The 26136-nt window shown below is 63.1% G+C and carries 25 protein-coding genes; 3 read left to right on the forward strand and 22 right to left on the reverse strand.

The genetic code is table 11. The features are described 5' to 3' along the window. Window positions 1-76: 76 nt before the first annotated feature. The 20 genes from VM94_RS16050 to paaA form a co-directional block, all read right to left on the reverse strand. Window positions 77-1651 carry a methyl-accepting chemotaxis protein gene (locus VM94_RS16050; RefSeq protein ID WP_046684298.1) on the reverse strand — a complete coding sequence of 525 codons (1575 nt, stop codon included), beginning with the start codon at window positions 1649-1651 and terminating at the stop codon, window positions 77-79. Between the two features lie 58 nt (window positions 1652-1709). After that, the gene (locus tag VM94_RS16055; protein ID WP_046684299.1) at window positions 1710-2117 is read right to left on the reverse strand and encodes a hypothetical protein; all 408 of its coding nucleotides are present in this window, start codon (window positions 2115-2117) and stop codon (window positions 1710-1712) included. A 10-nt stretch (window positions 2118-2127) separates the two neighbouring features. Next, on the reverse strand, window positions 2128-3390 hold the full coding sequence (locus tag VM94_RS16060) for a hypothetical protein (protein WP_046684300.1): 1263 nt from the start codon (window positions 3388-3390) through the stop codon (window positions 2128-2130). A 375-nt stretch (window positions 3391-3765) separates the two neighbouring features. Next, on the reverse strand, window positions 3766-5817 hold the full coding sequence (gene paaZ / locus VM94_RS16065; RefSeq protein WP_046684301.1) for a phenylacetic acid degradation bifunctional protein PaaZ: 2052 nt from the start codon (window positions 5815-5817) through the stop codon (window positions 3766-3768). A gap of 62 nt (window positions 5818-5879) precedes the next feature. Next, window positions 5880-6494 carry a phenylacetic acid degradation protein PaaY gene (gene paaY / locus VM94_RS16070; protein WP_046684302.1) on the reverse strand — a complete coding sequence of 205 codons (615 nt, stop codon included), beginning with the start codon at window positions 6492-6494 and terminating at the stop codon, window positions 5880-5882. 102 nt (window positions 6495-6596) lie between these two features. Further along, complete coding sequence (locus VM94_RS16075; protein WP_082127740.1) at window positions 6597-7328, reverse strand: ABC transporter ATP-binding protein; 732 nt, start codon at window positions 7326-7328, stop codon at window positions 6597-6599. Further along, window positions 7328-8083, reverse strand: coding sequence for an ABC transporter ATP-binding protein (locus VM94_RS16080; RefSeq protein WP_046684303.1), 756 nt, complete (start codon window positions 8081-8083; stop codon window positions 7328-7330). The genes VM94_RS16075 and VM94_RS16080 overlap by 1 nt, the downstream gene beginning before the upstream one ends. Before the next feature lies 1 nt (window position 8084). Continuing rightward, the gene (locus VM94_RS16085; protein WP_046684304.1) at window positions 8085-9068 is read right to left on the reverse strand and encodes a branched-chain amino acid ABC transporter permease; all 984 of its coding nucleotides are present in this window, start codon (window positions 9066-9068) and stop codon (window positions 8085-8087) included. Continuing rightward, window positions 9065-9943 carry a branched-chain amino acid ABC transporter permease gene (locus VM94_RS16090; protein WP_046684305.1) on the reverse strand — a complete coding sequence of 293 codons (879 nt, stop codon included), beginning with the start codon at window positions 9941-9943 and terminating at the stop codon, window positions 9065-9067. The genes VM94_RS16085 and VM94_RS16090 overlap by 4 nt, the downstream gene beginning before the upstream one ends. A gap of 84 nt (window positions 9944-10027) precedes the next feature. Continuing rightward, entirely contained in the window at window positions 10028-11179 is a 1152-nt protein-coding gene (locus VM94_RS16095; RefSeq protein WP_046684306.1) for an ABC transporter substrate-binding protein, read from the reverse strand. Window positions 11180-11260: 81 nt separating this feature from the next. Further along, the gene (gene pcaF, locus VM94_RS16100) at window positions 11261-12466 is read right to left on the reverse strand and encodes a 3-oxoadipyl-CoA thiolase (protein ID WP_046684307.1); all 1206 of its coding nucleotides are present in this window, start codon (window positions 12464-12466) and stop codon (window positions 11261-11263) included. 22 nt (window positions 12467-12488) lie between these two features. After that, window positions 12489-13817 carry a phenylacetate--CoA ligase PaaK gene (paaK, locus tag VM94_RS16105; protein WP_046684308.1) on the reverse strand — a complete coding sequence of 443 codons (1329 nt, stop codon included), beginning with the start codon at window positions 13815-13817 and terminating at the stop codon, window positions 12489-12491. A gap of 68 nt (window positions 13818-13885) precedes the next feature. Then, window positions 13886-14311, reverse strand: coding sequence for a hydroxyphenylacetyl-CoA thioesterase PaaI (paaI, locus tag VM94_RS16110; RefSeq protein WP_409929619.1), 426 nt, complete (start codon window positions 14309-14311; stop codon window positions 13886-13888). 22 nt (window positions 14312-14333) lie between these two features. Further along, window positions 14334-15902 (reverse strand): 3-hydroxyacyl-CoA dehydrogenase PaaH, encoded by a 1569-nt coding sequence (gene paaH, locus VM94_RS16115; RefSeq protein WP_046684309.1) that lies wholly within the window; start codon window positions 15900-15902, stop codon window positions 14334-14336. A 1-nt stretch (window position 15903) separates the two neighbouring features. Then, the gene (paaG, locus tag VM94_RS16120) at window positions 15904-16695 is read right to left on the reverse strand and encodes a 2-(1,2-epoxy-1,2-dihydrophenyl)acetyl-CoA isomerase PaaG (RefSeq protein ID WP_046684310.1); all 792 of its coding nucleotides are present in this window, start codon (window positions 16693-16695) and stop codon (window positions 15904-15906) included. Window positions 16696-16753: 58 nt separating this feature from the next. After that, the gene (gene paaE, locus VM94_RS16125) at window positions 16754-17833 is read right to left on the reverse strand and encodes a 1,2-phenylacetyl-CoA epoxidase subunit PaaE (RefSeq protein ID WP_046684311.1); all 1080 of its coding nucleotides are present in this window, start codon (window positions 17831-17833) and stop codon (window positions 16754-16756) included. A 39-nt stretch (window positions 17834-17872) separates the two neighbouring features. Beyond that, on the reverse strand, window positions 17873-18406 hold the full coding sequence (gene paaD, locus VM94_RS16130; protein WP_046684312.1) for a 1,2-phenylacetyl-CoA epoxidase subunit PaaD: 534 nt from the start codon (window positions 18404-18406) through the stop codon (window positions 17873-17875). Further along, window positions 18406-19173, reverse strand: a complete 768-nt coding sequence (gene paaC / locus VM94_RS16135; protein WP_260687321.1) for a 1,2-phenylacetyl-CoA epoxidase subunit PaaC — start codon at window positions 19171-19173, stop codon at window positions 18406-18408. The genes paaD and paaC overlap by 1 nt, the downstream gene beginning before the upstream one ends. After that, window positions 19173-19457, reverse strand: a complete 285-nt coding sequence (gene paaB / locus VM94_RS16140; RefSeq protein WP_034746356.1) for a 1,2-phenylacetyl-CoA epoxidase subunit PaaB — start codon at window positions 19455-19457, stop codon at window positions 19173-19175. Before paaB ends, paaC begins: the two co-directional genes overlap by 1 nt. Window positions 19458-19485: 28 nt before the next feature. Further along, complete coding sequence (gene paaA, locus VM94_RS16145; RefSeq protein ID WP_046684314.1) at window positions 19486-20475, reverse strand: 1,2-phenylacetyl-CoA epoxidase subunit PaaA; 990 nt, start codon at window positions 20473-20475, stop codon at window positions 19486-19488. A 266-nt stretch (window positions 20476-20741) separates the two neighbouring features. Here paaA and paaX point away from each other — a divergent pair, with 266 nt between their 5' ends. After that, window positions 20742-21671, forward strand: coding sequence for a phenylacetic acid degradation operon negative regulatory protein PaaX (paaX, locus tag VM94_RS16150; protein ID WP_046684315.1), 930 nt, complete (start codon window positions 20742-20744; stop codon window positions 21669-21671). 110 nt (window positions 21672-21781) lie between these two features. On the opposite strand, the gene VM94_RS16155 is transcribed toward paaX, so the two are convergent. Next, entirely contained in the window at window positions 21782-22036 is a 255-nt protein-coding gene (locus tag VM94_RS16155; protein ID WP_046684316.1) for a hypothetical protein, read from the reverse strand. A gap of 140 nt (window positions 22037-22176) precedes the next feature. Here VM94_RS16155 and VM94_RS16160 point away from each other — a divergent pair, with 140 nt between their 5' ends. Together VM94_RS16160 and VM94_RS16165 are read left to right on the forward strand one after the other, a co-directional pair. Continuing rightward, window positions 22177-23301, forward strand: a complete 1125-nt coding sequence (locus VM94_RS16160) for a M14 family metallopeptidase (RefSeq protein WP_034746346.1) — start codon at window positions 22177-22179, stop codon at window positions 23299-23301. 293 nt (window positions 23302-23594) lie between these two features. Further along, window positions 23595-24695, forward strand: coding sequence for a cytochrome-c peroxidase (locus VM94_RS16165; protein ID WP_235432924.1), 1101 nt, complete (start codon window positions 23595-23597; stop codon window positions 24693-24695). A 42-nt stretch (window positions 24696-24737) separates the two neighbouring features. Here the strand turns inward: VM94_RS16165 and pmbA are convergent, their stop codons facing one another. Continuing rightward, entirely contained in the window at window positions 24738-26090 is a 1353-nt protein-coding gene (gene pmbA / locus VM94_RS16170; RefSeq protein ID WP_046684318.1) for a metalloprotease PmbA, read from the reverse strand. Between the last annotated feature and the right edge of the window lie 46 nt (window positions 26091-26136).

Consider the following 26136-nt stretch of genomic DNA (forward strand, 5'->3'; position numbering starts at 1 on the left):
GTTGGATTACGCTGCGCTAATCCAACCTACCGCAATGTCAGGTAGGTCGGATTAGCGCCTTGCGCGTAATCCGACATCACCGCAACGCCAGGTAAGCCGCAGGAGCGCCTTGCGCGTAATCCGACACCACAACGCCCTGCGCCAGCTTGAACACGGCCAGCGCCGTACCCAGTTGCACGGCTTGCTCCTGCAGTGATTCGGCGGCCGCCGACGCTTCTTCCACCAGCGCGGAATTTTGCTGCGTCATCTGATCCATGCTGCCGATGGCCACGCCGATGTCGCCGATGCCGGCGCTTTGCGCCTGGCTCGCGGCGCTGATCTCGGCCATGATGTCGGCCACCTTTTTCACGGAATCGACGATCTGCCCCATGGTCAGACCCGCCTCGTCGACCAGCTTCGAACCCACGTTGACCTTGGCGACCGAATCGCCGATCAGCTGCTTGATCTCGCGCGCCGCTGCCGCGCTGCGCTGCGCGAGGCTGCGCACTTCGGAGGCCACCACGGCAAAGCCGCGTCCCTGCTCGCCGGCGCGCGCCGCTTCCACGGCCGCGTTCAAGGCCAGGATGTTCGTCTGGAAGGCGATGCCGTCGATGACGCCGATGATGTCGACGATGCGTTTCGAGGAATCATTGATCTCGCCCATGGTGGTGACCACCTGGCTGACCACTTGCCCGCCCTTCACGGCCACAGACGATGCCGACACCACCAGTTCGTGCGCCTGGCCCGCGTTGGCGGCGTTGTCGCGCACGGTGGAGGTCAGGCTGTCCATGCTGCGCGCCGTCTGATCCAGGCTGCCCGCCTGCGATTCCGTACGCGCGGCCAGGTCCGCATTGCCCTGGGCGATTTCCGCGCTGGCCACCTGGATGGTTTCAGCCGACGCCTTGATACCGGACACCATGCCGGCCAGCCGGCCACGCATCTCCTTTAACGCCGCCAGCAAGCTGGCCTGGTCGCCCGCCTCGGTGGCGATTTCCATCGAGAGGTCGCCATCGGCCACGGCCCGCGCGATCTGGCGCGCGTATTCGGGTTCGCCGCCCAGCTGCTGCCAGATGGCGCGCACGACGAAATGCGAGACGGCCACCAAGCAGACGATGACGGCCAGCGCCACGGCGATGCTGGTATTGAGCGCATTGCGCACATTGGCCGCGCTGCGTTCGATGCCCTGCTTGAACTGCAATTGCGCCTGTTCGTTGGTCTTGGCCAGGTCTGTGTTGAGCACCGCCAGCGCGCCCTGCATGCGCGCCACGGTCGCTTGCGGGTCGCCGTCTTCCATTTCCAGCATGATGCGCGCCGCGCTCAGGGCCGGCGCGTAATAGGCATCGAATTCCCTGGCCAGCCGCTGGCCCTGTTCGCGCTGGCCGGGAATCGCCGCAAAGGCGGTCAATTTTTCGCGCAGCTTGACTGCCTGGCCGCCGACCTGGCCGATGCGCTCCTTGTCGCCTTCGCTGACGGCGTCGCGCAAGGCGTCGCCCACGGCAGCCACGTCCAGGGTCAGCGACTTGGCCATGTCGAGCACGGGATAGTCAGCGCTTTCCGTGGCGTGGATGGAATTGAGCGTGGCCGTGGACAGATAGGCGCTGACGGCCAGGCCCAGTCCGAAAATCACGGCCGAGACGACAGGCAGCGCCCAGATCTTGCGTTTGATGCTCATTGCTGTCTCCTGATGTATGTGTACCGGGCCGCCGCATGGCGCGCGGCCCGGGCCGGCTTTATGGCGCCGTCAGCACCACTTTGACGGTGCCGTCGACGGCACTCTTTTCGATATAGCCGATGGCTTTCGGATCGGCGGCCACGGCCTTCTTCACGTCGGCGCTATTGGCCACTTCCTTCGGCAAGGTGGCCTTGCCCGTGAAAACCAGCTTGGACCACAGTGCCTTGGCCTGCGACGGCTCCTTGTCCGTCACCTTCTTGTAGAACTCCGCGCGCACGGGGGCGCTTTCCGGCTGGTCGACCGGCGTCATGGCCGTCGATTTACCGAGGAAAAATTGCGCCACCTGTTCGTTCGTCATGGCGCCGGCGGCGCTCTTAGCATTGACCACCACGACCACTTCGGCCATGGCGGGAACAGCGGTCGACAAGGCCAGCAAGGCAGCCACATTCAAGATCAATGGTTTCATGCGGCGCTCCTTAGAAAACGAAATCGATGGCGGCGGCAGCCACCGTGACGGGGCCATGGAATCCTGGCTTGGCTTGCACGAACAGGCCCGGGCCATTCTTCGGCTTGATGCGGTCGATCTGCACCTTCAGCGCGGCCGAACGGTGGAAATCCCAGCGCACGCCGATGCTGTCCGTCGATTGCTCGAGCTGGTTGCGCGTATAAGCCAGGGTGTCAACGCCCGCCGACAGCGCGCGCAGGGTCGGCGTGCAGGCGGCCGGATAGCCGGTCGGGCAGGATGCGGGCACGGTGTTGTTCACGCGGCCGTCGGCCTTCAGGCTGGCGTGGCTGTAGTAGGGCAAAAAGGCGCCGATGCGGTAGCCGCCCATCACGTACCACGAGGTACTGTCGCTGACATAGCTGTCCGTCTTGCGCTTCGCATATTCGGACTGCAGCAGCACGTTGTTCCAGTCCAGGCCCAGGCCAACGGACGTGAAGGACGCCTTCTTGTCCTTGACTTCCAGCGCATCGGCCAGGGCGCCCAACTGAACCATCCTGTAGCCGCTGCCTGCCGCGCGCAAGCTGCCCATCAGGGTATTCAGGCTCGGCGAATCGTTGATCGTCAGCTTGGTCTCGGCACGGCCAAAGCGCACGGTGACGGGGCCATGCTCGGCCACCACGTTGAGGGCGACGATGGACTTGCCTTCCACCTGCACCGTCGAAGCGGGGCCCGTGGCCAGGGTGGCCTTGGTGCGGCCCAGCGCCAGCTGCGTGGTGATGCTGGTGTCGCCCGCGCTGAACTGGTAGGTGCCGTCAATGCCGTCAATGCTGTTCAGCGGTACCTGCGAATACATTTCGCCGGGCGGACGCAGCATGGTGTTGGCATAGCCGACGTTGCGGTAATCGGAAATCATGAAGACGGGCAGGCCCATGCGGCCGACGCGCACGCTGAAGCTGTCCGATACCTTGGCCTTGGCGAAGGCCCACGCCAGTTCGGCGCCGAAATCATCCTCGCCATCCTTGCGCGCCAGGCCCTGCACGGTGGCCGACAGCCATGGATTGACGGTGACATTGGCTTGCAGTCCCAGGTTGGAATCGACGCCCGTGCGGGCAGTGCGGCCGGCGCCGGCAGCCTGGTTCGGGCGCGCGAACTGCGCATTGTCGGTATCGGCCATGGTCAGGGCGGCCGTGCCGTAGCCGCTGACTTTGACCGCGGGGCCGGTGGCCTCTTCGGCATAGGCATGGCTGATGGCCAGGGGCATGGCCAGCAGGAAAATCAGGACGTGTTTATTCATAGTAATTAAATACCCGTAGCGGTGAACGTGGAGTGGGCTCGAGGTCGATGGCTCACCGGCCGTAAAAGGCCGGGTCCGTTTTTTTCGCGCCGCCATCGCCTTGGGCGTGATGGCGGCGTAACCAGTGAGTAAAACCATGCTACAGAGAAAAGGTTTTACGTTGGAAAGTTTTCTTGAGGCAATGAACGAATTCACCTCTTTTCACGGAAAAAGCACGCGTTCTAGAGGGGTTTATCTAAATAGCACGCGGTGCAAAACCACACTTACGCTATATTTTTCATACACTTATGGATAATTCAAGACAAGCCGAATAAAAAACGCCGCCCGCGCGAAGATCGCGGGCGGCGCCGTTGACACCAGTGCTGCAGTCGATGCTTATTCGCGCTTCGAGACCAGGGTCAGAATGTCGTAGCTGGCCACTAGTTCCTCGTTCTGGTTCGTCACCTGCACGTCCCACGCGACCACGCCCTGGCCCACGCCAAAGACGTCCTTGCGGTTGCGGTCGACCTTGCGCTTGCACGTGAGGCGGGCGCGGATGGTGTCGCCAATGGCGACGGGGGCGACGAAGCGCAGGTTGTCCAGGCCATAGTTGGCCAGCACGGGGCCGACGCCGGGCGAGACGAACAGGCCGGCGGCGGCCGACAGCACGAAATAGCCGTGGGCGATACGCTTGCCGAACTGCGACTCTTTCGCTGCGATTTCGTCGAAGTGCATGTAGAAGAAGTCGCCCGAGATACCGCCGAAGGCGACGATGTCCGCTTCGCTGACGGTGCGGCGGTGCGTGAGCAGCGAGTCGCCCGTCTTCAAATCCTCGAAGTGCTTGCGGAACGGATGGATCGGGCTTTCGTTGACATCCGCGCCGCGCACATATTCACCCGTGATGGCCGCCAGCATGGTTGGCGAGCCTTGCACGGCCGCCCGTTGCAGGTAGTGGCGCACGGCGCGCACGCCGCCCAGTTCTTCGCCGCCGCCCGCGCGGCCAGGGCCGCCGTGCTTCAGTTGCGGCAGGGGCGAGCCATGGCCCGTCGAATCGACGGAAGCCACGCGCTCGAGCACGTGCACGCGGCCATGCGTGGCCGCCACTTGCGGCACCACGCGCGCGGCGATCTTCGGATCGCGCGTCACCAAGGTGCTCACCAGGCTGCCCTTGCCGCGCGCGGCCAGGGCCAGCGCTTCGTCGATATCGTGGTAACCCATCATGGTGCTGACAGGGCCGAACGCTTCGACGTCATGCACGGCGTCGTTGCCGAAGGCGTCGCGGCACATCAGCAAGGTCGGCGAGAAGAAGCTGCCGTCCTGCGCGCCATCACCGAGCGGATTGAAACCGTCGGCCGCGCCGAACACCACCTCGTTACCCTGCGACAGGGTGGCTACGCGCTCGGCCACGTCGTTCTGCTGCTCTTTCGAGGCCAGCGCGCCCATGCGCACGCCTTCGATGGACGGATCGCCCACCACCACCTTGGCCAGGCGCTCGCGCAGGCGCGTGCCGACGGCGTCCATCAGATGCTCGGGCACGATGATGCGGCGAATCGCCGTGCACTTCTGGCCCGACTTGCCCGTCATCTCGCGCACGACTTCCTTGACGAACAGGTCGAATTCCACGTCGTCGGGCGTGACGTCCGGCGCCAGGATGGCACAGTTGAGCGAATCGGCTTCGCCGTTGAAGGGCACGGACTGGCCGATCAGGTTGGGATTCGTGCGCAGCTTGGCGGCCGTCGCGGCCGATCCCGTAAACGTGACGAAATCCTGGCCATTCAGGCGGTCCAGCAAGTCGCCCGTGGAGCCGATCACCAGCTGCAAACTGCCGGCCGGCAGCAAGCCCGATTCATGCATCATGCGCACGACGGCCTGCGTCAGATAGCTGGTCGCCGTGGCCGGCTTGGCGATACAGGGCATGGCCGCCAGAAAGCTGGGCGCGAATTTTTCCAGCAAACCCCAGATGGGGAAGTTGAAGGCGTTGATATGCACGGCCAGGCCGCCGCGCGGCACCAGGATGTGCGTGCCGGCGAAACCGCCTTTTTTACCAAGCGCGATGGCCGGCCCTTCGTGCAGCACGTTCGACGATGGCAGCTCGTTGCTGCCCATGCTGGCGTAGGCGAACAGGGTGCCCGTGCCGCCTTCGATATCGACCCAGCTGTCGGCGCGCGTGGCGCCCGACAAATGCGAGATCGCATACAGTTCTTCCTTGCGCTCGACCAGGTACAGGGCGAGCGCCTTCAGGCGCGCGGCGCGCTGCTGGAAGTCGAGCGCCATCAGGCCCGGCACGCCCGTCTTGCGCGCATACGTAACGGCTTCGTCGAAGTCGATCTTTTCCGCATGCGTGTGATAGATGACGCGGTTGTTCAAGGCGCTGTGCAGGGGCACGGCGGCGCTTTCGCCCAGCCAGCGGCCGGCGATCAGGCTTTGCAGGGTGGATATTTGAGCCATGTGGTTTCTCCGTTAGGGGTCAGACCCGTCGGGTCTGACCCCAGCATTTAAAGGGTTAAAGGTTACTGCGCCGCTGCGTTCTTGTGCAGGTGCAGCGGCAAGGCGGATTCGAAATTCAATCGCTGGCGGTTGGCCTCGACTTGCGTCAGGGCTTCCACTTCGCGCATCGTCTGCATCGACCGCACGGCCAGTTCGTGGTACTGGCCCGTGCCCGAGCTTTTCCATTTGATTTCATCGTCGGTCAGCGCGCGGATGATCTTGGCGGGCGTGCCGACGACCATGCTGCGCGGTGCGACGATCATGCCCGCCTTGACGAAACTCATGGCCGCGACGATCGATTCCTCGCCGATGACGGCGTTATCCATCACCACGGCGTTCATGCCGACGAGCGCATTGCGGCCGATGCGGCAGCCGTGCAGCACGGCCCCGTGGCCGATATGGCCGTCGACTTCGACCACCGTGTCGCAGCCGGGAAAGCCGTGCATGACGCAGGTGTCCTGCAGGTTCGCGCCCTCTTCCAGGATCAATCGGCCGAAGTCGCCGCGGATCGAGGCCAGCGGACCGATATAGCAGCGCGGACCGACGATCACGTCGCCGATCAGCACGGCCGACGGATGCACATAGGCGCTGGGGTGGACGACTGGGGTGACGCCGTTAATTTCGTAGACTTTGACCATAAAAACTCCTATTCATCTGCGCGCCATGCACGCTATTACTAGACGCAGCGGAAAACTGGGGTCAGACCCGGCGGGTCTGACCCCGGCCCTCCGCTGCCGCCTTTACATCCCCAAGTACGCGCTCTGTACCTGCTCGTTATGCAGCAATTCAGGACCAGGCCCGGACAAGGTGATGGCGCCCGTCTCGATCACATAACCCACGTCGGCGATCGACAGGGCCGCATGCGCGTTCTGCTCGACGAGGAAGATGGTGATGCCCTGGTCGCGCAGTTCGGCCACGATGCGAAAGATTTCCGCGATCAGGAGCGGCGCCAGGCCCATGCTCGGTTCGTCGAGCAGCAACAGTTGCGGGCGGCCCATCAGCGCGCGCGCCATGGCCAGCATCTGCTGCTGTCCGCCAGATAAAGTCCCGGCCAGCAGCAAGCGCTTTTCCTTCAAAATCGGGAACAGGCCGTACATGCGTTCCATGTCGCCCGCCACGTCCTGCGGCGGGCGCGTAAAGGCACCCAGGCGCAGATTGTCTTCCACCGTCATGGGGCCGAATACTTGGCGCCCTTCCGGCACCTGGCAAATGCCGGCGCGCACGCGCTTGTCCGCGCTCATGCGGCTGACGTCCTGGCCGGCGAAAACGATGCTGCCGGCGCTGATCGGCTGCACGCCGGAGATCGCCCGCAGCAGGGTGGTCTTGCCGGCGCCATTCGCGCCTACCAGCGCCACCAGCTGGCCCTGGCGCACCTGCAGGTCGATGCCGTGCAGGGCCTGGATGCGGCCATAATGGCTGGTCAATCCCTGAATGTCGAGCACCAGCGGTGTCTGAGGTTTTTCCATCTTCATCATGCCGCCACTCCCAGATACGCCGCCACCACGTCGGGATTCGCGCGCACTTCGGCGGCGGTCCCTTCGGCCAGCTTCTTGCCATAGTCGAGCACCAGGATATGGTCCGACAGATTCATCACCAGCTTCATGTCATGCTCGACCAGCACCACCGTCACGCCCGATTGCGCCACCTTGCGGATCAAGGTTTCGATCTCGCCCGTCTCCGTGTGGTTCAAGCCCGCCGCCGGTTCATCGAGCAGCAGCACTTTCGGCTTGGCCGCCAGCGCGCGGGCGATTTCCAGGCGTTTCAAGGCGCCATACGACATCTGCCCCGCCTCGTCATCGATATGCCGGCCCACGCCGACAAACTCCATCAGGCCCGCCGCCTCGTCGCGGCAGGCCGCATCCGCGCGGCGCACGGACGGCAAGCGCAGCATGGAGGCAAACAGGTTCTGGTTCAGGCGCAGATGCGCGCCCACCATCACGTTATCGATGGCCGTCATGTTCATGCACACTTGCAGATTCTGGAAGGTACGGCTCATGCCGCGCCGCGCCAGTGCGTCCGGCGACATGGCGGCCACGTTCTCGCCATTAAGCAGGATCTCGCCCTTGGTCGGCGTGTAGACACCGGTGATCAGGTTGAACAGGGTCGTCTTGCCGGCGCCGTTCGGCCCGATCACGGAGTGGATATTGCCTTCCTTGACGGTAAAGCTCACATCCTGCACCGCGTGCACGCCGCCGAAGCTCTTGCTCAGGTTATTAATCGTCAGCATCTCAGACCTCCTGTGCAGATTTGGGCGGTGCTTTCGGCGTAGCAGAACGCTTGCGCGAACGGCTGGCCAGGCTCGGCACCAGGCCCTTGGGCATGAAGATCATGGTGGCCATCAGGATCACGCCAAACACCACCGTTTCCCATCCTTCAAAGCTGGACAGCAGTTGCGGCAAGATCGTCAATAGCGCCGCACCGATGATGGAGCCGAAGATCGACGCCATGCCGCCCACCACCACCATCGTCACCAGCTCGATCGAGTGGAAGAAACCGGCCAGGTTGGGCGTGATGAAACCGATGTAGTGGGCGCTGATGCTGCCCGCAATGCTGGCAATGACGGCCGACAGCACGAACACCCGCACCTTGAAACGGGTCGTATCGACGCCGACCACGCGGGCCGCCACTTCCGAACCGTGGATCGCCTGCAGCGCGCGCCCGACGGGCGAATCGATCAGGTTCAGGGCCAGCCACGTGACCAGCAACAGCAGTACGGCGCACACCAGGTACCACGATTTTTCACCGGCGATGTCCAGGCCGGCGACACTGAAGGCGGAGACGCCGATGCCGTCCGGGCCGCCCGTCCACTGCGTCTCGTTGTTGATGACAATCGAGATGATGATGCCCAGGCCCAGGGTCGCCATGGCCAAGGTATGGCCTTTGAGTTTCAAGACCGGGCGCGCCAGCAACAGCGCCAGCAGCCCCGTGGCGACAGCGCCGGCGGCCAGGGCGGCCAGCGGCGGCCAGCCATAGTGCGTGGTCAGCACGGCCGACGCATACGCGCCCAGGCCATAGAAACCCGCGTGACCGAGGCTGATCTGGCCCGTGTAGCCCATCAACAGATTCAGACCGATGACGACGATGGCGTTCAGGGCAATGCGGATCGCCACGTCATAGTAGAACGCATTCGTGAGGAACAGGGGCAGGATGGCCAGCACCAGGGCCAGTAATACCAGGCCGCCGTGACGCGAGCGTGTGAAAAAATTAGTCATACACGCTCCGAATTTTTAGCGCCGAACAAGCCTTGCGGCAGGAAGAACAGGATCAGCAGGATCAGCACGAAGGGCACCGCGTCCTTGTAGGCCGAGGAGATGTAACCGGCCGTCATGGCTTCGGCGATGCCAAGGATCAGGCCACCGGCAATCGCGCCCGCGCCGCCACCGAGACCACCGAGGACGGCGGCGACAAAGCCTTTCAGGCCCAGCATGATGCCCGCGTCGTAGGACGTGTAAGTGATCGGTGCGACCAGAATGCCGCCGGCCGCGCCCAGCAGGGCCGACAGGCCGAACGAGAACAACAGCACCTTGCGCGTATTGATGCCCACCAGCTGCGCGGCCAGCTTGTTGTGCGACGTGGCCAGCATGGCCTTGCCCATCAGGGTGCGGCCGAAGAACCAGCCCAGCACCAGCACGATGACGACCGTCACGCCCAGCACCCAGAGGCTTTGCGGCAGCAGGCTGGCGCCGAGGAATTCGATCGGCGCATCGCCGGAAAACGCCGGCAACGAATGTGTATCCTTGCCCAGCCAGATTTGCACGAGGCCGCGCAGCACGAGCGAGGCGCCGATGGTGATGATCAGGAGGGTGATGACCTGCGCATTTTGCGCCGGCTCGATCACGGTTTTTTCCATCAACAGGCCAACGAGGCCGGTGGCGATGACGGCCAGAATGATGGCCAGCGGCAGTGGCACGCCGGCGGCCGACATCACGGCGGCCAGCATCCCGCCCAGCATGATGAATTCGCCTTGGGCGAAGTTGATCACGCCGCTGGTGTTGTAGATGATGGTAAAGCCCAGCGCAGCCAGCGCATAGGCGGAACCGACCGTCATCCCGGAATACAGAAATTGTAGAAATTGTGCGACTTCCATGGTGTCTCCAATATGTTCGGCTACGCGCGGGCCGCCTCGAGGGCGGCCTCGCGCAGGTACTTCTGGCTTACCGTATTTCGAACATCATTTCGACAATTGCCATTCGCCGTTCTTCACTTCCACCATGCGGAACGCCGACAGGTCCAGGCCCATGTGGTCTTTGGCCGACATGTTGAACACGCCCGTCGTGCCGACAAAGCCTTTGGTCGACTCCAGCGCCGCGCGCACTTTTTCGCGGTCCGTGCCGCCAGCGCGCTTGATGGCGTCGACGGACAGATTCAGGGCGTCGAGCGCATAGCCGCCAAAGGTCGACGGATCGATCTTGTAGCGATCCTTGTACGTCTTGTCGTAGCCAACGACGACAGCCTTCTGTGCGTCGCTGTCTGGCAACATGGCGCCGATCAAGAGGGCCGGCGTTGGCAGACGCACGCCTTCGGCGGCTTTGCCCGACAGTTTCAGATACTCGTCCGACGCCACGCCATGCGATTGGTACAGCGGCAGCGCGGCCATGCCCAGTTGGCCATAGTTCTTGGTCACGACGGCCGGGCCCTGGCCCAGGCCAAAGACGAAGACGGCTTGCACACCCTTGGTGTTCTTGATGCGGGTCAGTTGCGCCGTGATGTCCGTATCTTTCGGGCCGTAGGTTTCATCGGCCACCAGGGTGATACCGTATTTAGAGGCGACGATTTGCGATTCCTTGCGGCCCGAGGCGCCAAAGCCGCTCGTTTCCGACAGCAGGCCCACCTTGCTGATGCCGCGCTTCTTCATGTCCTCGAACACCTTCTCGGCCGCCATGCGGTCCGTATGCGGCGTCTTGAAGACCCATTTCTTGACCGGGTCGATGATCACCACGGCGCCCGCCAGCGAAATGAACGGCATGCTGGCGCGGTCCACCAGCGGCGCCATCGCCATCGTCGCACCCGTGGTCGTGCCGCCGATCAGCACGTCGACCTTGTCGGACTCGATCAAACGCTTGGTAAAACCGTTGGCCTTGGCCGCATCGCTGCCATCGTCGTAATGCACGAGTTCCAGCTTGCGTCCCAGGACGCCGCCGGCCGCGTTGATCTTCTCGATGTACAGCTGCAGGGTTTTCAGTTCCGGGTCGCCCAGGAAGGCGGCCGGTCCCGTGACGGACAGCACGGAACCGATCTTGATGTTGTCGGCCGCATACGCACCCGCTGCGGACATGGCCAGTACGCCGGCGATCAGGGTTTTCTTGAAGATATTGGCAATCATTGTGGTCTCCACCAGGTTGGCACTACGGTCAATTATGGTTGGCGCTTTTTTACAAGCCTGCGCCTTTTTTGTTTTACGTTGTTATACGCGTTCAATCACGACGGCAATCCCCTGCCCCACGCCGATGCACATGGTGCACAGCGCATAGCGTCCGCCAGTGCGTTCCAGCTGGTTCAGCGCGGCCATCACCAGGCGCGCACCCGATGCGCCCAACGGGTGGCCGATGGCAATGGCGCCGCCATTCGGGTTCACGTGGGCCGCGTCGTCGGCCAGGCCCAGGTCGCGCGTGACGGCCAGGGCCTGCGCCGCAAACGCTTCATTGAGTTCGATCACGTCCATCTGCTCGATGCTCAATCCCGTTTGCGCCAGCACCTTGCGCGACGCGGGCGAAGGGCCAAAGCCCATGATGCGCGGCGCCAGGCCGGCCGTGGCCATGCCCAGCACTTTTGCGCGCGGTGTCAATTTGTATTTATCGACGGCGGCGGCGGACGCCAGCAAAATCGCGCAGGCGCCGTCGTTCAAGCCCGATGCATTGCCGGCCGTGACGGTGCCATCCGGCTTGACCACGCCCTTGAGCTTTGCCAGCATCTCGATCGACGTATCCGGGCGCGGATGTTCATCGCTGGTGACCATCTTCGGGTCGCCCTTTTTTTGCGGTACTGCGACAGGCACGATTTCACGCTCGAACACGCCGGCAGCATGGGCGGCGGCCCAGCGCTGCTGGCTGCGCAAAGCCAGCGCATCCTGGTCGGCGCGGCTGATGCCGAACTCCACGGCCACGTTTTCCGCCGTTTCCGGCATGGTGTCGATGCCGTACTGCGCCTTCATCTTGCCGTTCACGAAGCGCCAGCCCAGGGTCGTGTCTTCGATCTTCGCCGCGCGCGAAAACGCGCTGTCGGCCTTGCCCATCACGAAAGGCGCGCGCGTCATGCTTTCCACGCCGCCGGCGATGATCAGTTCCGCCTCGCCCGCCTTGATGGAACGGGCAGCCATGCCGACGGCGTCCAGGCTGGAGCCGCACAGGCGGTTGATGGTATTGGCCGGTACGGCCGCAGGCAAGCCGGCCAGCAGCGCGGCCATGCGGCCCACGTTGCGGTTGTCTTCGCCCGCCTGGTTGGCGCAGCCGTAGAACACGTCGTCGATGGCGGACCAGTCGACGGACGGGTTGCGGGCGATCAGCGCGGCGATCGGCAGCGCACCCAGGTCGTCCGCGCGCACGCTGGACAGCGCGCCGCCATAGCGGCCAAACGGAGTACGTACGGCGTCACAGATAAAGGCTTCGTTCATGTCTGCTTCCTTGTTCGGGCTATCAGGAGAAAATCTTCGGGCGCTGGTCGACCACGCGGCGGGCCTTGCCCGTCAAGGTGCGCTCGATGCCGGCAGCGGCCACCAGGCGCACGCGCGTGCTCACGCCCACGTGGGTCTTGATGCGGTGTTCCAGCTCGCGCGCCAGCGCGTCCGTTTCGCTGGCCGAGATGGTGGCCGTCAGGTCGATACGCAGCTCGGCGATCACTTCCAGCTTGTCGAGGTGGCCGTCGCGCGTGACCACCAGTTGGTATTGCGGCGCCAGACGCGGCATCTTGAGGATCAACTCTTCGATCTGCGTGGGGAAGACGTTCACGCCGCGGATGATCAGCATGTCGTCGGAACGGCCCGTGATCTTGCCGATGCGGCGCATCGAGCGCGACGTCGGCGGCAGCAAACGGGTCAGGTCGCGCGTGCGGTAGCGGATGATGGGCAGCGCCTCTTTCGACAAGGAGGTAAACACCAGCTCGCCCTCTTCGCCGTCCGGCAGCACTTCGCCCGTTTCCGGGTCGATGATCTCCGGGTAGAAATGGTCTTCCCAGATGACGGGACCGTCCTTGCTTTCGATGCACTCGGACGCGACGCCAGGGCCCATTACTTCGGACAAGCCGTAGATATCGACGGCGTCGATGCCGGCGCGCGCCTCGATTTCCGAACGCATGGCGTCCGTCCACGGTTCGGCGCCGAAGATGCCCACCTTCAGCGACGATTCGGCCGGATCGAGACCCTGGCGCGTGAATTCCTCGATGATGTTGAGCATGTACGATGGCGTGACCATGATGATCGACGGCTTGAAATCCTGGATCAATTGCACCTGCTTTTCCGTCTGTCCGCCGGACATCGGAATGACCGTGCAACCCAGGCGCTCGGCGCCGTAGTGCGCACCCAGGCCGCCCGTGAACAGGCCGTAGCCGTAGGAGATGTGCACCATGTCGCCCGCGCGGCCGCCACCGGCACGGATCGAACGCGCCACCACGTTGGCCCAGGTATCGATGTCGTTCTGCGTGTAGCCGACCACCGTGGCCTTGCCCGTCGTGCCGCTCGACGCGTGGATGCGCACCACTTGCTCGCGCGGCACGGCGAACAGGCCGAACGGGTAATTGTCGCGCAAGACCTTTTTATCGGTGAACGGGAATTTGGCCAGGTCGGCCAGCGATTTCAGGTCGTCCGGATGCACGCCCGCTTCGTCAAAAGCGGCGCGGTAATGGGGCACGTTGTCATACGCGTGCTTGAGCGTCCATTTCATGCGTTCGAGTTGCAGCGCCTGCAGTTCATCCTTGCTGGCGCGCTCGATCGGCTCGAGGTCATTCGGTGCTGGGGTTCTCTGGACCATCTCTGTCTCCTGAATCGTTACTATCACTGTGTAATTTGTACCGGCAGTTCAAGCCTGCTCTTGTCACTTCAATTGCTGATGACTTCACCAGACACGCGGATCGACTTGCCGCGGAAGAGCGCAATGGCGCGCCCTTCCTGGTTGCTGACCTTGACGTCATAGACGCCGCTCTTGCCGGCCAGCGCCTGCTCGACGGCATGCGCCGTCAGCACGTCGCCTTCGCGGCCCGGCGCGAGGTAGTCGATGGTGCAGCCGGCGCCCACGGTGTTCATGTTGTAACTGTTGCAGGCAAAGGCAAAGGCGCTGTCGGCCAGGGCGAAGATAAAACCGCCGTGGCAAGTCTGGTGGCCGTTGAGCATGTCGGCGCGCACCGTCATCGTCATGCGCGCATGGCCGGGCCCCACGTCGGCCAGGACGATGCCCATGGCGGCGGTGGCGTTATCGCGCGACAGCATCGAGGCGGCGGCCGCTTCGGCCAGGGCTTGCGCGGTCATGTTGTGGTCCTTATTTGACATATCATTCGGCATGAAAGCGATCTCCATTGGCGAGTTTGCGGCGCAGCAGCGGCGAGACCCGGTAGCGGTCTTCGCCATAGCCCAGCGCCAGGTGCTGCAATACGGTGACGATGTGCTGGACGCCGACGGCATCGGCCCAGGCCAGCGGTCCGCGCGGATAGTTGACGCCCTTCTGCATGGCGATATCGACGGCGGCCGCAGTGCACACGCCCTGGTTGACGGCGTCGGCCGCCTCGTTGGCCAGCATGGCGACCGTGCGCATGACGGCCAGGCCAGGCACGTCGTCCAGGCGCGTGACGATGAAACCGGCGGCCTGGAACAGGCCGACGACGGCGGCATAGGCGGCGTCGCTGCACTGGTCGGCACGGGCCACGGCGATGCGCTTGGCACCGGCGTAATCGAGCGCCAGATCGAACAGCACCGTGTCCGGATGCTGATTGTCGTGCGCGCGCTGGGTGGCGCTGCGCCCATCGGTCAGGTAAATCGCGGCGCCGTGGCAATGCAGGGCGGGCGCCTCGTCGTGCGACTGCCCTTCCTGCATCACGCGGCGGCTGACCGTGATGCCCGCCTGCTCCAGCCGCTGCACCAGGCTGTGGATGATGCCGCTGTGACCACGGCCATCGCCGCCGATGGCGGCCGACAGGGCGACGAATTCCGGTGTCGCTTGCGCGCCTTCCGCCTGCGCCACAGACGCGCTGGCGCCTTCGCCATACAGATAAAAGCCACGGCCCGATTTGCGGCCGAGGAAACCGGCGTTGACCATTTCCTGCTGCAGCACGGACGGCGTGAAGCGCGGGTCGTTGAAATAGGCGCCGAACACGGATTGCGTGACGGAGAAATTCACGTCGTGGCCGATCAGGTCCATCAATTCGAAGGGCCCCATGCGGAAACCGCCCGCTTCGCGCAACACGGCATCGATGGTGGCGGCGTCGCCCGCCTGCTCGTTTAACAGGCGCCAGCCTTCCGCGTAAAACGGACGGGCGACACGGTTGACGATGAAGCCCGGCGTCGATTTCGCATGCACGGGGTTCTTGCCCCAGGCGATGGACGTCTCGTAGACGGTGGCGGCCACCTGCGCGCTGGTGGCCAGGCCACTGATCACTTCGACCAACGCCATCAGGGGCACGGGATTAAAGAAATGCATGCCGACCAGGCGCTCCGGGCGGCGCAGTTTGGCGGCAATCGCCGTGACGGAAATCGACGACGTGTTCGTCGCCAGGATGCAGTCGTCGCCGACCAGCGCTTCCAGTTCGGCGAACAGGCCGCGCTTGACGTCGAGGTTTTCCACGATGGCTTCCACCACCAGGGCGCAATCGCTCACATCGGCCAAGCTGCCGGCCGCCTGCAGGCGCGCCGTGGCGGCCGTGGCTTCGTCCGCCGTCATGCGCCCCTTCTCGGCCAGCTTCGCGTACATCTTGCCGATGTCGAGCAAGGCCTTGCTGACGGCTTCCGCGCGCGTATCGTACAGTTTGACGCGGTAGCCAGCGGCGGCGGCCACCTGCGCGATGCCGGCGCCCATGGCGCCGCTGCCGATGACGGCGACGATACTGTTGTTGTCCAGAGCTGCCATATCAATGTCCCTTGAATTGCGGTGCGCGCTTTTCCATGAAGGCGGCCACGCCTTCGCGGTAATCGTCGCTGTTACCGAGATCGCTCATCATGCGCGCTTCCAGCGCCAGTTGCTGCGGCAGGGTATTGGCGCCGCTGGCGGCCAGCGCCTGCTTGGTGTAGGCCAGGCCCTTGGTCGGCGCCGTGGAAAAGTGCACGGCCAGCTTGCGCGTTTCCTGCGCCAGTTCTGCATCCTCGACACATTTCCAGATCAGGCCCCAGTCTTCCGCTTTTTCCGCCGTCAGTTTTTCACCGAGCATGGCCAGTCCCATGGCGCGCGCCGAACCGATCAAGCGCGGCAGGAAGAAGGTGCCGCCCGTGTCCGGGATCAGGCCCAGCTTGCAGAACACTTCGACAAAGCTGGCCGACTTGCCGGCGATGACAATGTCGCAGGCCAGCGCCAGGTTGGCGCCCGCGCCGGCGGCCACGCCGTTGACGGCGCAGATGACGGGCATCGGCAATGCCCTCAAGGCCAGCACCAGCGGCGCATAGTTCTTTTCCACCGATTCGCCCAGGTCCACGCCCTTCGAGCCGGGTTCCACGGCGCGATCGGACAAATCCTGGCCGGCGCAAAAACCGCGGCCCGCACCCGTCAATACGAAGACGCGCACGGAGCTGTCGGCATTGACTTTGGCGATGGCATCACGCACTTCCTCGTGCATGGCTTGCGTAAAGCTATTGAGCTTGTCGGGACGGTTCAGGGTCAGGGTGGCGATACCCTGTTCGATGGTGAAAAGGATGTTTTGGTAGGTCATGGCGTCTCGCTATTTTAGTTATTGGCCCGCAGCGGAAATCTGGGGTCTGACCCCGGCTTTATTCAGCCTGGTCGAAGTCGACCACCACCTTGTCGGTCAGCGGAAAACTCTGGCAACTGAGGACGAAACCGCGCGCCACTTCGTAGTCTTCCAGCGCGTAGTTGACGTCCATTTCGACCTTGCCGTCGAGGATCTTGCAGCGGCAGGTCGAGCATACGCCGCCCTTGCACGAGTAACGCATGTCCAGCCCGGCGCGCAGGCCCGCGTCGAGGAGGGATTCCTTGTCCTTGTCCATCGTGAAGGTGGTGTGGTTGCCGTCCATGATGACGGTCACTTCCGTTTCCTGCACGGCGTCGGCGGCCAACTGGGCGCGCGGCTTGTGGGCGTTTTTTGGGATGCTGGCGGCGAACAGTTCGATCTTGATATTCTGCTTGGGCATGCCGGCCGCCTGCAGGGCGGCGGACACGCCCAGCATCATGTCTTCCGGGCCGCAGATGAAGGCGTTGTCGTAGTCTTCGACCTTGATCCAGTGCTGCAGGAACTGTTCGCATTTTTCCTGCGTGATGCGGCCGTTGAACAATTCGATATCCTGCTGCTCGCGGCTCATCACGTAGACGAGGTTCAGACGCTCCAGGTACACATCCTTCAAGTCCGTCAATTCTTCCTTGAAGATGACGGATGACGAGGCGCGGTTGCCATAGAACAGGGTGAAGCGGCTCAGGGGTTCCGTCAGCAGGGTCGTCTTGATGATGGAGAGGATGGGCGTGATGCCGCTGCCGGCCGCGAACGCCAGGTAGTGCTTGCGGTTGACGCAGTCGAGCGGCACGTTGAAGTGGCCCATGGGCGGCATCACCTCGATGGTGGCGCCAGCCTTCAGGGTGTCGTTCGCCCAAGTAGAGAAAGCGCCGCCGGGCGTGCGCTTGATGGCCACGCGCAAGGTGCCGTCCTGCACCGCCGAACAGATGGAATACGAGCGGCGCACGTCTTCCGCATTGATGTTGGCGCGCAGGGTCAGGTGCTGGCCTTGCTGGAAGCGGAACTGCTGCTGCAACTCAAATGGCACGTCGAACGTGACGGCGATGGTGTCGCGCGTTTCGTTGCGCACGTTCGCTACGCACAGCGGATAAAATTTACTCATGCTTCATCTCCAGTTTCTTCGGAACGTGTGCCTGTTTTTTTAGTGGCACTTGAAGTAGTCAAACGGTTCGCGGCAAGCCATGCATTTGTACAGGGCCTTGCACGGCGTGGAGCCGAACTGGCTGGTCAGCTGCGTGTGCGTCGAGCCGCAGTTCGGGCAGATCACGTCCAGTTTCGGCATCGCCTGGCGCTTGACGCCACCACGCAAACCACTGATATCGATCACCTGCTGCTGCGGCGGGGCGATGCCATAGCCTTTCAGCTTGGCCTTGCCCGCTTCGCTCATCCAGTCCGTCGTCCAGGCGGGCGCCAGCTGGTTCACCAGCGTGACCTTGGCCACGCCATGGCTGCGTAAGGCATCCGTGACGGCGTCGGCGATCACCTGCATGGCCGGGCAGCCCGAATACGTGGGCGTGATCGTCACGATGCACTCTTCGCCACTGACCACATCGACGGCGCGCACGATGCCCAGGTCCACCACCGAAATGACGGGGATTTCCGGGTCCGGCACGTCGCCCAGCCAGGCCCAGACCTGGGCGGCGTCCAACACTGCGGCGCCAGCGACCGTGTTCATTACCACTCCGCCCCGGGGTAGGCGCGCTGCAGAAACTGCATCTCGGCCAAAATAAAACCCAGGTGCTCCGTGTGCGTGCCCTGCTTGCCGCCCTTTTGCATCCAGGCGTCGGGCGCCGGCATGGTCAAGGTGGCTTCGGCGAAGATCTCGGCCACGTGTTCGAGGAAAGCCCGGCGCAGCACGTCCGATGGCGGCGCGATGCCGGCGGCAACCATGGCCTGGTCGACGGCGTCGTACGTGAACATCTCGCCCGTGTACATCCACAGCTTGTCGGCCGCGGCCTGCGTTTTCGCGTGGCTGTCGGCCGTGCCGTCGCCGAGGCGCACGATCAGGTCGCCGCTGCGGCGCAAGTGATAGGTCACTTCCTTGATCGACTTTTGCGCCACCTCGACGATGCGCGCATCCGTCGATTTCGTCAGCTCCAGCAGCTGGAAATAGTGCCAGCTGTCGAAGAAGAACTGGCGCATCATGGTGTCGGCGTAATTGCCGTTCGGCTGTTCGACCAGCAGGCAGTTCTTGAAGTCGTGGGCGTCGCGCAAAAAGGCGATGTCGTCCTCGTCGCGGCCCGCGTTTTCCAGTTCGGCCGCATAGCTGAACCACAAACGCGTCTGGCCCAGCAAGTCCAGCGCCACGTTGGTCAGCGCCATGTCTTCTTCCAGCGCCGGCCCCTTGCCGCACAGCTGCGACAGCTGCTGGCTGAGAATCAGGGCATTGTCGCCCAGGCGCAAGAGGTAATTGACCTTGTCATCCATTGCAGGCGCTCCCATCACAGGTTCTTGACTTCTTCCGGCATCGGGAAGAAGGTGGGATGGCGGTACACCTTGCTGTTCGACGGTTCGAACAGGGCGCCCTTGTCGCCGGGGCTGCTGGCGACGATATCGGCCGCGCGCACCACCCAGATGCTCACGCCTTCATTGCGGCGCGTGTAGACGTCGCGCGCATGATTGACCGCCATGGTGGCGTCGGAGGCGTGCAGGCTGCCCACATGCTTGTGCGCCAGGCCGTGCTGGCTGCGGATGAAAACTTCCCACAATGGCCATTCTTTGCTCATGTTGCTATCCCCTATCTGTCTTGTGTATTTACGCTGCCGCTTTGTTAACAGCTTGCTTGTCTGCATACGCGACCAAGGCATCGCGGAACCATGCGCCGTCTTCATACGCTTTGACGCGCGTTTGCAGGCGTTCGCGGTTGCACGGGCCATTGCCCTTCAGGACGTTGTTGAACTCGGACCAGTCGATCTCGCCGAATTCATAGTGGCCCGTTTCCGCATTGAACTTCAGGTCGGGATCGGGTACGGTCAGGCCCAGGTATTCGATCTGCGGCACGGTCTGGTCGACCATGCGCTGGCGCAATTCATCGTTCGAGAACAGCTTGATGCGCCATTGCGCCGATTGGGCGCTGTTGACGGAGGCGGCGTCGGACGGGCCGAACATCATCAAGGAAGGCCACCACCAGCGGTTCAAGGCATCTTGCGCCATGGCTTTCTGCGCGGGCGTACCCTTGCACAGCGACATCATGATGTCGTAGCCCTGGCGCGCATGGAACGATTCTTCCTTGCAGACACGGATCATGGCGCGCGCATACGGACCGTAAGAGCAGCGGCACAGGGGTATCTGGTTGATGATGGCGGAACCGTCGACGAGCCAGCCGATGGCGCCCATGTCGGCCCACGACAGGGTGGGATAGTTGAAGATGCTGGAATACTTGGCTTTGCCCGAGTGCAAGGCAGCCAGCAAGTCGTCGCGCGACACGCCCAGGGTTTCTGCGGCGCTATACAGGTACAGGCCGTGGCCTGCTTCGTCCTGGATCTTCGCCAGCAGGATGGATTTGCGTTTCAGGGTCGGTGCGCGCGTGACCCAGTTACCTTCGGGCAATTGGCCGACGATTTCCGAGTGCGCGTGCTGCGAAATCTGGCGAATCAGGGTCTTGCGGTAGGCATCCGGCATCCAGTCCTTGGCCTCGATCTTGATGCCTTCGTCGATGCGCGCCTGGAAAGCGCGCTCTTCCTGGCCCATATCGTCGAGGGAACGGACGTTCTTGAGGCCGGTTTCAACCATTTGTGCGTACATGATGTGTCTCCCATGTCTTGATGTTGCGCAGCAGCGCAGCGCGATGAAGCAATAATACGATACAAAAAACGATTTGCATACACTTGATATGAATCATTTTAAAAAATCGTATCTTGTGCCGCTTTTTTGTGCGTATGATATTGCTTATGAGAAAACACCATGAGGCGCCACCAGCGCTTCCGGCAAATTATTGCCGCGCTACCCGCGCAGCCAAGTAAACTGCTGCTTTTATTGATTCGACCGCAACACGGCCAGACCGGAACCACATGAAGAACACCCGTTGCACGGCATGGATAGCCGATTTCCTGGAAAGCGACCCACCGCGCTCGAAGTCCCTGGTGATGACCATCTTTGGCGACGCCATCGTGCCGCGCGGCGGCGCCATCTGGCTGGGCAGCCTGATCGAGCTGCTGGCGCCATTCGGCGTCAATGACCGGCTATTGCGCACCAGCGTGTTCCGCCTGGCGCAGGAAGGCTGGCTCAGCTCGCAACGCGACGGCCGCCGCAGCGCCTATACGATACGCCCGGAGGCGCTGGCCCGCTTCGAGCGCGCCTACCGCCGCATCTATGCGCCGCTGGTCGTGCACTGGGATGGCAGCTGGACCCTGGTGATCGGGCCGGCCGGCAGCATCGGCGCCGCCGAGCGGGGGGCGCTGCGCAAGGAATTATTGTGGGCCGGCTATGGCTTGATTTCTCCCGGCATCTTTGGCCACCCGGCCAGCAATGCGGAAGCGCTGGAAGATATCCTCGTGCGCAACGAGGTGCAGGGCAAGCTGTACGTCTGCCACACAACAGAATTGCCGGGCGTGAGCACGCGCCCCCTGCGCGACATGGTGGGTGACTGCTGGGACTTGTCGGAAGTGATGGCCGGCTACGAAAAATTCATCGCCAGCTTCCAGCCCCTGCTGACCCTGCTGCAGGAAGAACCCGTGTTCGACGCGGAGCAGGCATTCGTCATTCGCTCGCTGCTGACGCACGCCTACCGCCGCGTGCAATTGCACGACCCGCAACTGCCCGTCGAACTGCTGCCCGAACCGTGGCCCGGCACGCAAGCCTATGCGCTGGCGCGCGACCTGTATCGCATCACGTATGCGGCGGCCGAGGAACATATCCTGGCGACATTGCGGCACGAGGATGCGCAGGCGCCGGACGTCGAGCCGTGGTTCTTTGAACGTTTCGGCGGCCTGAACACCTGACAAAACGTCCATGGCGGCGTTGCAGGGCCTGGGCGTACGTTCGTACTGCCTGCGACCCTGCGCCTTGCCCTGAACATTTTTCAGGCGTTCAGGAATAAGTCACTGCCTGCTCACTGCTTTACCACCACCTGTTTCGCGCCCGCCAATAAATCCTGCCCCAGCTTTTCCAGCGCATTGGCCTGCACCAGCATGGTGTCGAGGATGGCGACGTTGAAGGTGAATTCGGCCGGCGTGGTATAGCCGGGGAAACGCAGGATGCGCAGCAATTCCTGCAAGGTCGTGCCCTTGCCCAGGTGCGCCAGGGCGTCGCTGAGGGCGCTGACTTTCTTTTCCAGCTCGCGTATGTGGTTGCCGTTATCGTCCATGATGCTCTCCCGTGTTGGAACTTCCACGTTAGCAAAGCACGTCCGTCGTCGTTTGCGCCAGCACAAAGGCGCGGTTAAAACGGGTATCATCGCGCCATTGCACACGATGCAAAACCCATACGTTTTTATCAGGAACACACATGACCATTAAAATCAGCCAGCAATTCGACGCCGGCGCGATCGAGGTGCTGCGCGCCGACGATGCCCAATCCATCGAGCTGAACATCCGCAAGGATTCCCACGCCGACATCACGCAGTGGTTTTACTTCCGCCTGCAAGGTGCGCAAGGCGAAGCGTGCACGATCCGCTTCATGAACGCAGGCAAGTCGGCCTACCCGGACGGCTGGAAAGATTACCAGGCCGTCGCCAGCTACGACCGCGAAACCTGGTTCCGCGTGCCGACCAGCTTTGACGGCACGGTGATGACCATCGAACATACGCCGGAAGAAGAAAGCGTGTACTACGCCTACTTCGAGCCGTATCCATGGGACCGCCACCTGGCCCTGATCGACAGCGCGCAAGCGTCGCCGCTGGTGCGCCTGATCGACCTGGGCAGCACCGTGGAAGGCCGCGACATGAATCTGCTGGTGGTCGGCGACGCCGATGCCGAGAAAAAAGTCTGGGTCATCGCGCGCCAGCATCCGGGCGAAACGATGGCTGAATGGTTTGTCGAAGGCATGCTGGAAGCCTTGCTGGACCAGGCCAATCCGTTTGCCCGCCAGTGCCTGCAGGACGCCGTCTTCTACGTGGTGCCGAACATGAACCCGGACGGTTCCGTGCATGGCAACCTGCGTACCAACGCGGCCGGCGCCAACCTGAACCGCGAATGGATGACGCCGACGATGGAGCGCAGCCCGGAAGTGTTCCTGGTGAAACAGAAAATGCATGAAATCGGCTGCGACCTGTTCCTCGACGTGCATGGCGACGAAGGCTTGCCTTACGTCTTCGTGGCCGGCAGCGACGCGCTGGAAAATTTCACGCCAGCACAAAAAGCCGAGCAAGACCGCTTCATCGCCGACTTCAAGGTGGCCAGCCCCGACTTCCAGGATGAGCATGGCTACGAAGACGGCCCGTTCACGCCGGAAGTGCTGACCATGGGCTCGCCCCACATCACCCACGCCTTCGGTTGCCTGTCGCTGACCCTGGAACTGCCGTTCAAGGACAATGCCAACGATCCCGACCCGCAAACGGGCTGGAGCGGCGCACGCAGCGCCGCCCTGGGCGCGGCCGTGCTGCAACCTATCCTGTCGACCTTGCGCGCCTGATCCCGCGAGATACTGGCCCGCCACACATGCTGTGACGGGTCAGGCCAGGCCGGCGGCGCCCCTGCCGCCGGCTATTTTCCTGCCACTTTCTTGCGCAGCGCAACATCGTAAATCGTTGCCACGCCGCCCATTGCTGCCTATACTGGCCCCAGCACTTCTGTCCCCCTTCTTGCCGACAACTCATCCTGCCCATGATCACTCGAGACCAGCCATGCGCCACGGCGCGCTTTTTCAGGAGCAAATTTGCACACGTGTGCATATTCTTGTTTGCCAGCTTGTCTGGCATGCAAGGCATGGCGGCCGAACTCAGCCCGGCCGCGCAGCTGGGACGGCAAATTTTCCACGACGCCAGCCTGTCCGCCTCGGGCAAGCAGTCCTGCGCCAGCTGTCACGACCCGGCCCACGCTTACGCGCCCGGCAACAAGCTGGCCGTGCAACTGGGAGGCGCCGATGGCCAGGCGCCCGGCTACCGCGCCACGCCATCGCTGCGCTACCTGGAACACACGCCCCCTTTCCGCTTTGATGAGGAAGGCGCGCCCAACGGCGGCATCAACCGCGACGGCCGCGCCGCCAGCCTGGCAGAACAGGCGGAGCGGCCGTTCCTGGCAGCGCACGAAATGGCCAATGCCAGCACGGATGCGGTGGTGGAACGGCTGCGCAAGGGCAGTTACGCGCAAGCATTCCAGCGCGTCTTTGGCGAGGCCATCTTTGCGCAGCCACAACAGGCATTCAGCCGCATCACCTATGCCTTGCAGCAATTCCAGCAGGAAGAGCCGGACTTCCACCGCTACGATTCCAAATATGACCTCTACCTGGCCAACAAGGTTCCGCTGGAACTGGCCGAATTGCGGGGCCTGGCCTTGTTCAACGATGAACGCAAGGGCAATTGCGCCGCGTGCCACCCCAGCGTGCGGGGCGACCATGGCGCGCCGCCCTTGTTTACGGACTTCAGTTTCGACAATCTGGGCGTGCCGCGCAATACGCGCATTCCCGCCACCGCCGATCCTGCCTATTTCGACCTGGGCTTGTGCGGCCCCGACCGCACGGACCTGGCGACAAAAGGCGAGTTATGCGGCGCCTTCAAGGTGCCCAGCCTGCGCAATGTCGCCACGCGGCAGGTGTTTTTTCACAACGGCGTGTTCGATAACCTGACGGATGCCCTGCGTTTTTATGTGCGGCGCGATACGCATCCGCAAGAATGGTATCCGCGCGACAAGCGGGGAAAAGTGCAGAAATTCAACGACGTGCCGGCCCGGTACCGTGCCAGCGTGAACACCACCGAGGCCCCGTTCGACCGCAGGCGCGGCATGGCGCCCGCGCTGACGGCGGGCGAGATCGAGGATATGGTGAAATTCCTGGCTACCCTGACGGATGGCTATCAGGTCCAGCAGTAAAGAGGCGCCTGCCCGGCGTTGCCGCAATTGACAGGCAACAGCTCAGCCGCCCGCCACCACCATGCTCTCGATGAGGATGGAACCCGTCTCTTTGGTGCCGCGGCGCAAGGCGTCGGCGCCCACGGCCACGATGTTGCGCAGCATGTCCTTCATGTTGCCGGCGATGGTGATTTCTTCCACCGGGTATTGAATTACACCATTTTCCACCCAGAAACCGGACGCGCCGCGCGAATAGTCGCCCGTCACGTAGTTCGTTCCTTGTCCCATCAGTTCCGTCACCAGCAAGCCCGTGCCAAGCTTTTTCAGCATGACAACAAAATCGTCGGTGGCGGCCGTCAGCTTCGAGGTCAGGTACAGATTGTGCGAGCCGCCCGCGTTGCCCGTCGTTTGCATGCCCAGCTTGCGGGCCGTGTAAGTCGACAGGAAATAGCCTTGCACCACGCCATCCTTGACGACGTCGCGACTGACGGTTTTCACGCCCTCTTCATCGAACGGCGCCGAACCGACGCCACCGATCACGTGCGGGTCTTCGAAGATCTGCACGTGCGACGGCAGCACTTGCGTGCCCAGGGAATCGTTCAGGAACGTGGACTTGCGGTACAGGGCGCCGCCCGAGGTCGCTTGCACATAGGTACCTAGCAAACCGGCCGCCAGCGGCGCCTCGAACAGCACGGGGCAAGTGCGCGTGCCCAGTTTGCGCGCATTCAGGCGCGACAGGGCGCGTTCGGCGGCGTAGCGGCCGATGGCTTCCGGGCTCGACATCTTGGCGGCGTCGCGCACGGATGAATACCAGTCGTCGCGCTGCATCTTGGCCCCCTTGCCGGCGATGGGCGCCACGGACAGGGTGTGGCGCGAAAACGGGTAGCCGCCGATGAAGCCGCGCGAATTGGCGGAAACGAAATGCGATTGCTGCACGTGCACGCTGGCGCCCTCGCTGTTCGTGATGCGCGGGTCGACGGCGAACGCGGCCGCTTCGGCCCGCTGGGCCAGTACGACGGCTTCCTCGGTCGAAATGAGCCAGGGATAGAACAGTTGCAAGTCGCGGGGGGACATTTCCAGCATGTCGGCGTCGGCCAGGCCGGCGCAATCGTCCTCGGCCGTGAAACGGGCGATGTTGTAGGCGGCGTCCACCGTGGCGCGTAGGGCGGACGGCGAAAAGTCGGAGGTGCTGGCATTGCCGCGCTTCTTGCCGACAAACACGGTGACGCCCATGCCCTTGTCCTTGTTTTGCTCGATCGTCTCGATCTTGCCTTTTCGTACAGAAACGGACAGGCCACCGCCTTCGCTGACTTCGACGGCAGCGTCGGTACCGCCCGCTTCCCGCGCAAAAGACAACACATCACGGGCCAGTTGCTGCAATTGCTCTTGACTATGGGTAAATACGGAGTCGTTCATGCGCTGTTTTCTTCGGAAAGCCGCTAAAAAGGTTATCATAGCAGTC

The sequence above is a fragment of the Janthinobacterium sp. KBS0711 genome, assembly GCF_000988085.1.
GTDB lineage: Bacteria > Pseudomonadota > Gammaproteobacteria > Burkholderiales > Burkholderiaceae_D > Janthinobacterium > Janthinobacterium lividum_E.

Excerpts from the sequence above, each read along its gene's own strand:
- paaB (WP_034746356.1), bottom strand. The coding sequence starts at position 19,457 with ATGAGCAAAGAATGGCCATTGTGGGAAGTTTTCATCCGCAGCCAGCAC.
- pcaF (WP_046684307.1), bottom strand. The coding sequence starts at position 12,466 with ATGAACGAAGCCTTTATCTGTGACGCCGTACGTACTCCGTTTGGCCGC.
- VM94_RS16155 (WP_046684316.1), bottom strand. The coding sequence starts at position 22,036 with ATGGACGATAACGGCAACCACATACGCGAGCTGGAAAAGAAAGTCAGC.
- paaZ (WP_046684301.1), bottom strand. The coding sequence starts at position 5,817 with ATGGCTCAAATATCCACCCTGCAAAGCCTGATCGCCGGCCGCTGGCTG.
- VM94_RS16160 (WP_034746346.1), top strand. The coding sequence starts at position 22,177 with ATGACCATTAAAATCAGCCAGCAATTCGACGCCGGCGCGATCGAGGTG.
- paaG (WP_046684310.1), bottom strand. The coding sequence starts at position 16,695 with ATGACCTACCAAAACATCCTTTTCACCATCGAACAGGGTATCGCCACC.
- paaY (WP_046684302.1), bottom strand. The coding sequence starts at position 6,494 with ATGGTCAAAGTCTACGAAATTAACGGCGTCACCCCAGTCGTCCACCCC.
- paaA (WP_046684314.1), bottom strand. The coding sequence starts at position 20,475 with ATGTACGCACAAATGGTTGAAACCGGCCTCAAGAACGTCCGTTCCCTC.
- VM94_RS16095 (WP_046684306.1), bottom strand. The coding sequence starts at position 11,179 with ATGATTGCCAATATCTTCAAGAAAACCCTGATCGCCGGCGTACTGGCC.
- pmbA (WP_046684318.1), bottom strand. The coding sequence starts at position 26,090 with ATGAACGACTCCGTATTTACCCATAGTCAAGAGCAATTGCAGCAACTG.
- paaK (WP_046684308.1), bottom strand. The coding sequence starts at position 13,817 with ATGGTCCAGAGAACCCCAGCACCGAATGACCTCGAGCCGATCGAGCGC.
- paaX (WP_046684315.1), top strand. The coding sequence starts at position 20,742 with ATGAAGAACACCCGTTGCACGGCATGGATAGCCGATTTCCTGGAAAGC.
- paaD (WP_046684312.1), bottom strand. The coding sequence starts at position 18,406 with ATGAACACGGTCGCTGGCGCCGCAGTGTTGGACGCCGCCCAGGTCTGG.
- VM94_RS16055 (WP_046684299.1), bottom strand. The coding sequence starts at position 2,117 with ATGAAACCATTGATCTTGAATGTGGCTGCCTTGCTGGCCTTGTCGACC.
- VM94_RS16050 (WP_046684298.1), bottom strand. The coding sequence starts at position 1,651 with ATGAGCATCAAACGCAAGATCTGGGCGCTGCCTGTCGTCTCGGCCGTG.
- paaC (WP_260687321.1), bottom strand. The coding sequence starts at position 19,173 with ATGGGAGCGCCTGCAATGGATGACAAGGTCAATTACCTCTTGCGCCTG.
- VM94_RS16085 (WP_046684304.1), bottom strand. The coding sequence starts at position 9,068 with ATGACTAATTTTTTCACACGCTCGCGTCACGGCGGCCTGGTATTACTG.
- paaE (WP_046684311.1), bottom strand. The coding sequence starts at position 17,833 with ATGAGTAAATTTTATCCGCTGTGCGTAGCGAACGTGCGCAACGAAACG.
- VM94_RS16075 (WP_082127740.1), bottom strand. The coding sequence starts at position 7,328 with ATGAAGATGGAAAAACCTCAGACACCGCTGGTGCTCGACATTCAGGGA.
- VM94_RS16090 (WP_046684305.1), bottom strand. The coding sequence starts at position 9,943 with ATGGAAGTCGCACAATTTCTACAATTTCTGTATTCCGGGATGACGGTC.
- VM94_RS16060 (WP_046684300.1), bottom strand. The coding sequence starts at position 3,390 with ATGAATAAACACGTCCTGATTTTCCTGCTGGCCATGCCCCTGGCCATC.
- paaH (WP_046684309.1), bottom strand. The coding sequence starts at position 15,902 with ATGGCAGCTCTGGACAACAACAGTATCGTCGCCGTCATCGGCAGCGGC.
- paaI (WP_409929619.1), bottom strand. The coding sequence starts at position 14,311 with ATGACCGCGCAAGCCCTGGCCGAAGCGGCCGCCGCCTCGATGCTGTCG.
- VM94_RS16080 (WP_046684303.1), bottom strand. The coding sequence starts at position 8,083 with ATGCTGACGATTAATAACCTGAGCAAGAGCTTCGGCGGCGTGCACGCG.
- VM94_RS16165 (WP_235432924.1), top strand. The coding sequence starts at position 23,595 with ATGGCGGCCGAACTCAGCCCGGCCGCGCAGCTGGGACGGCAAATTTTC.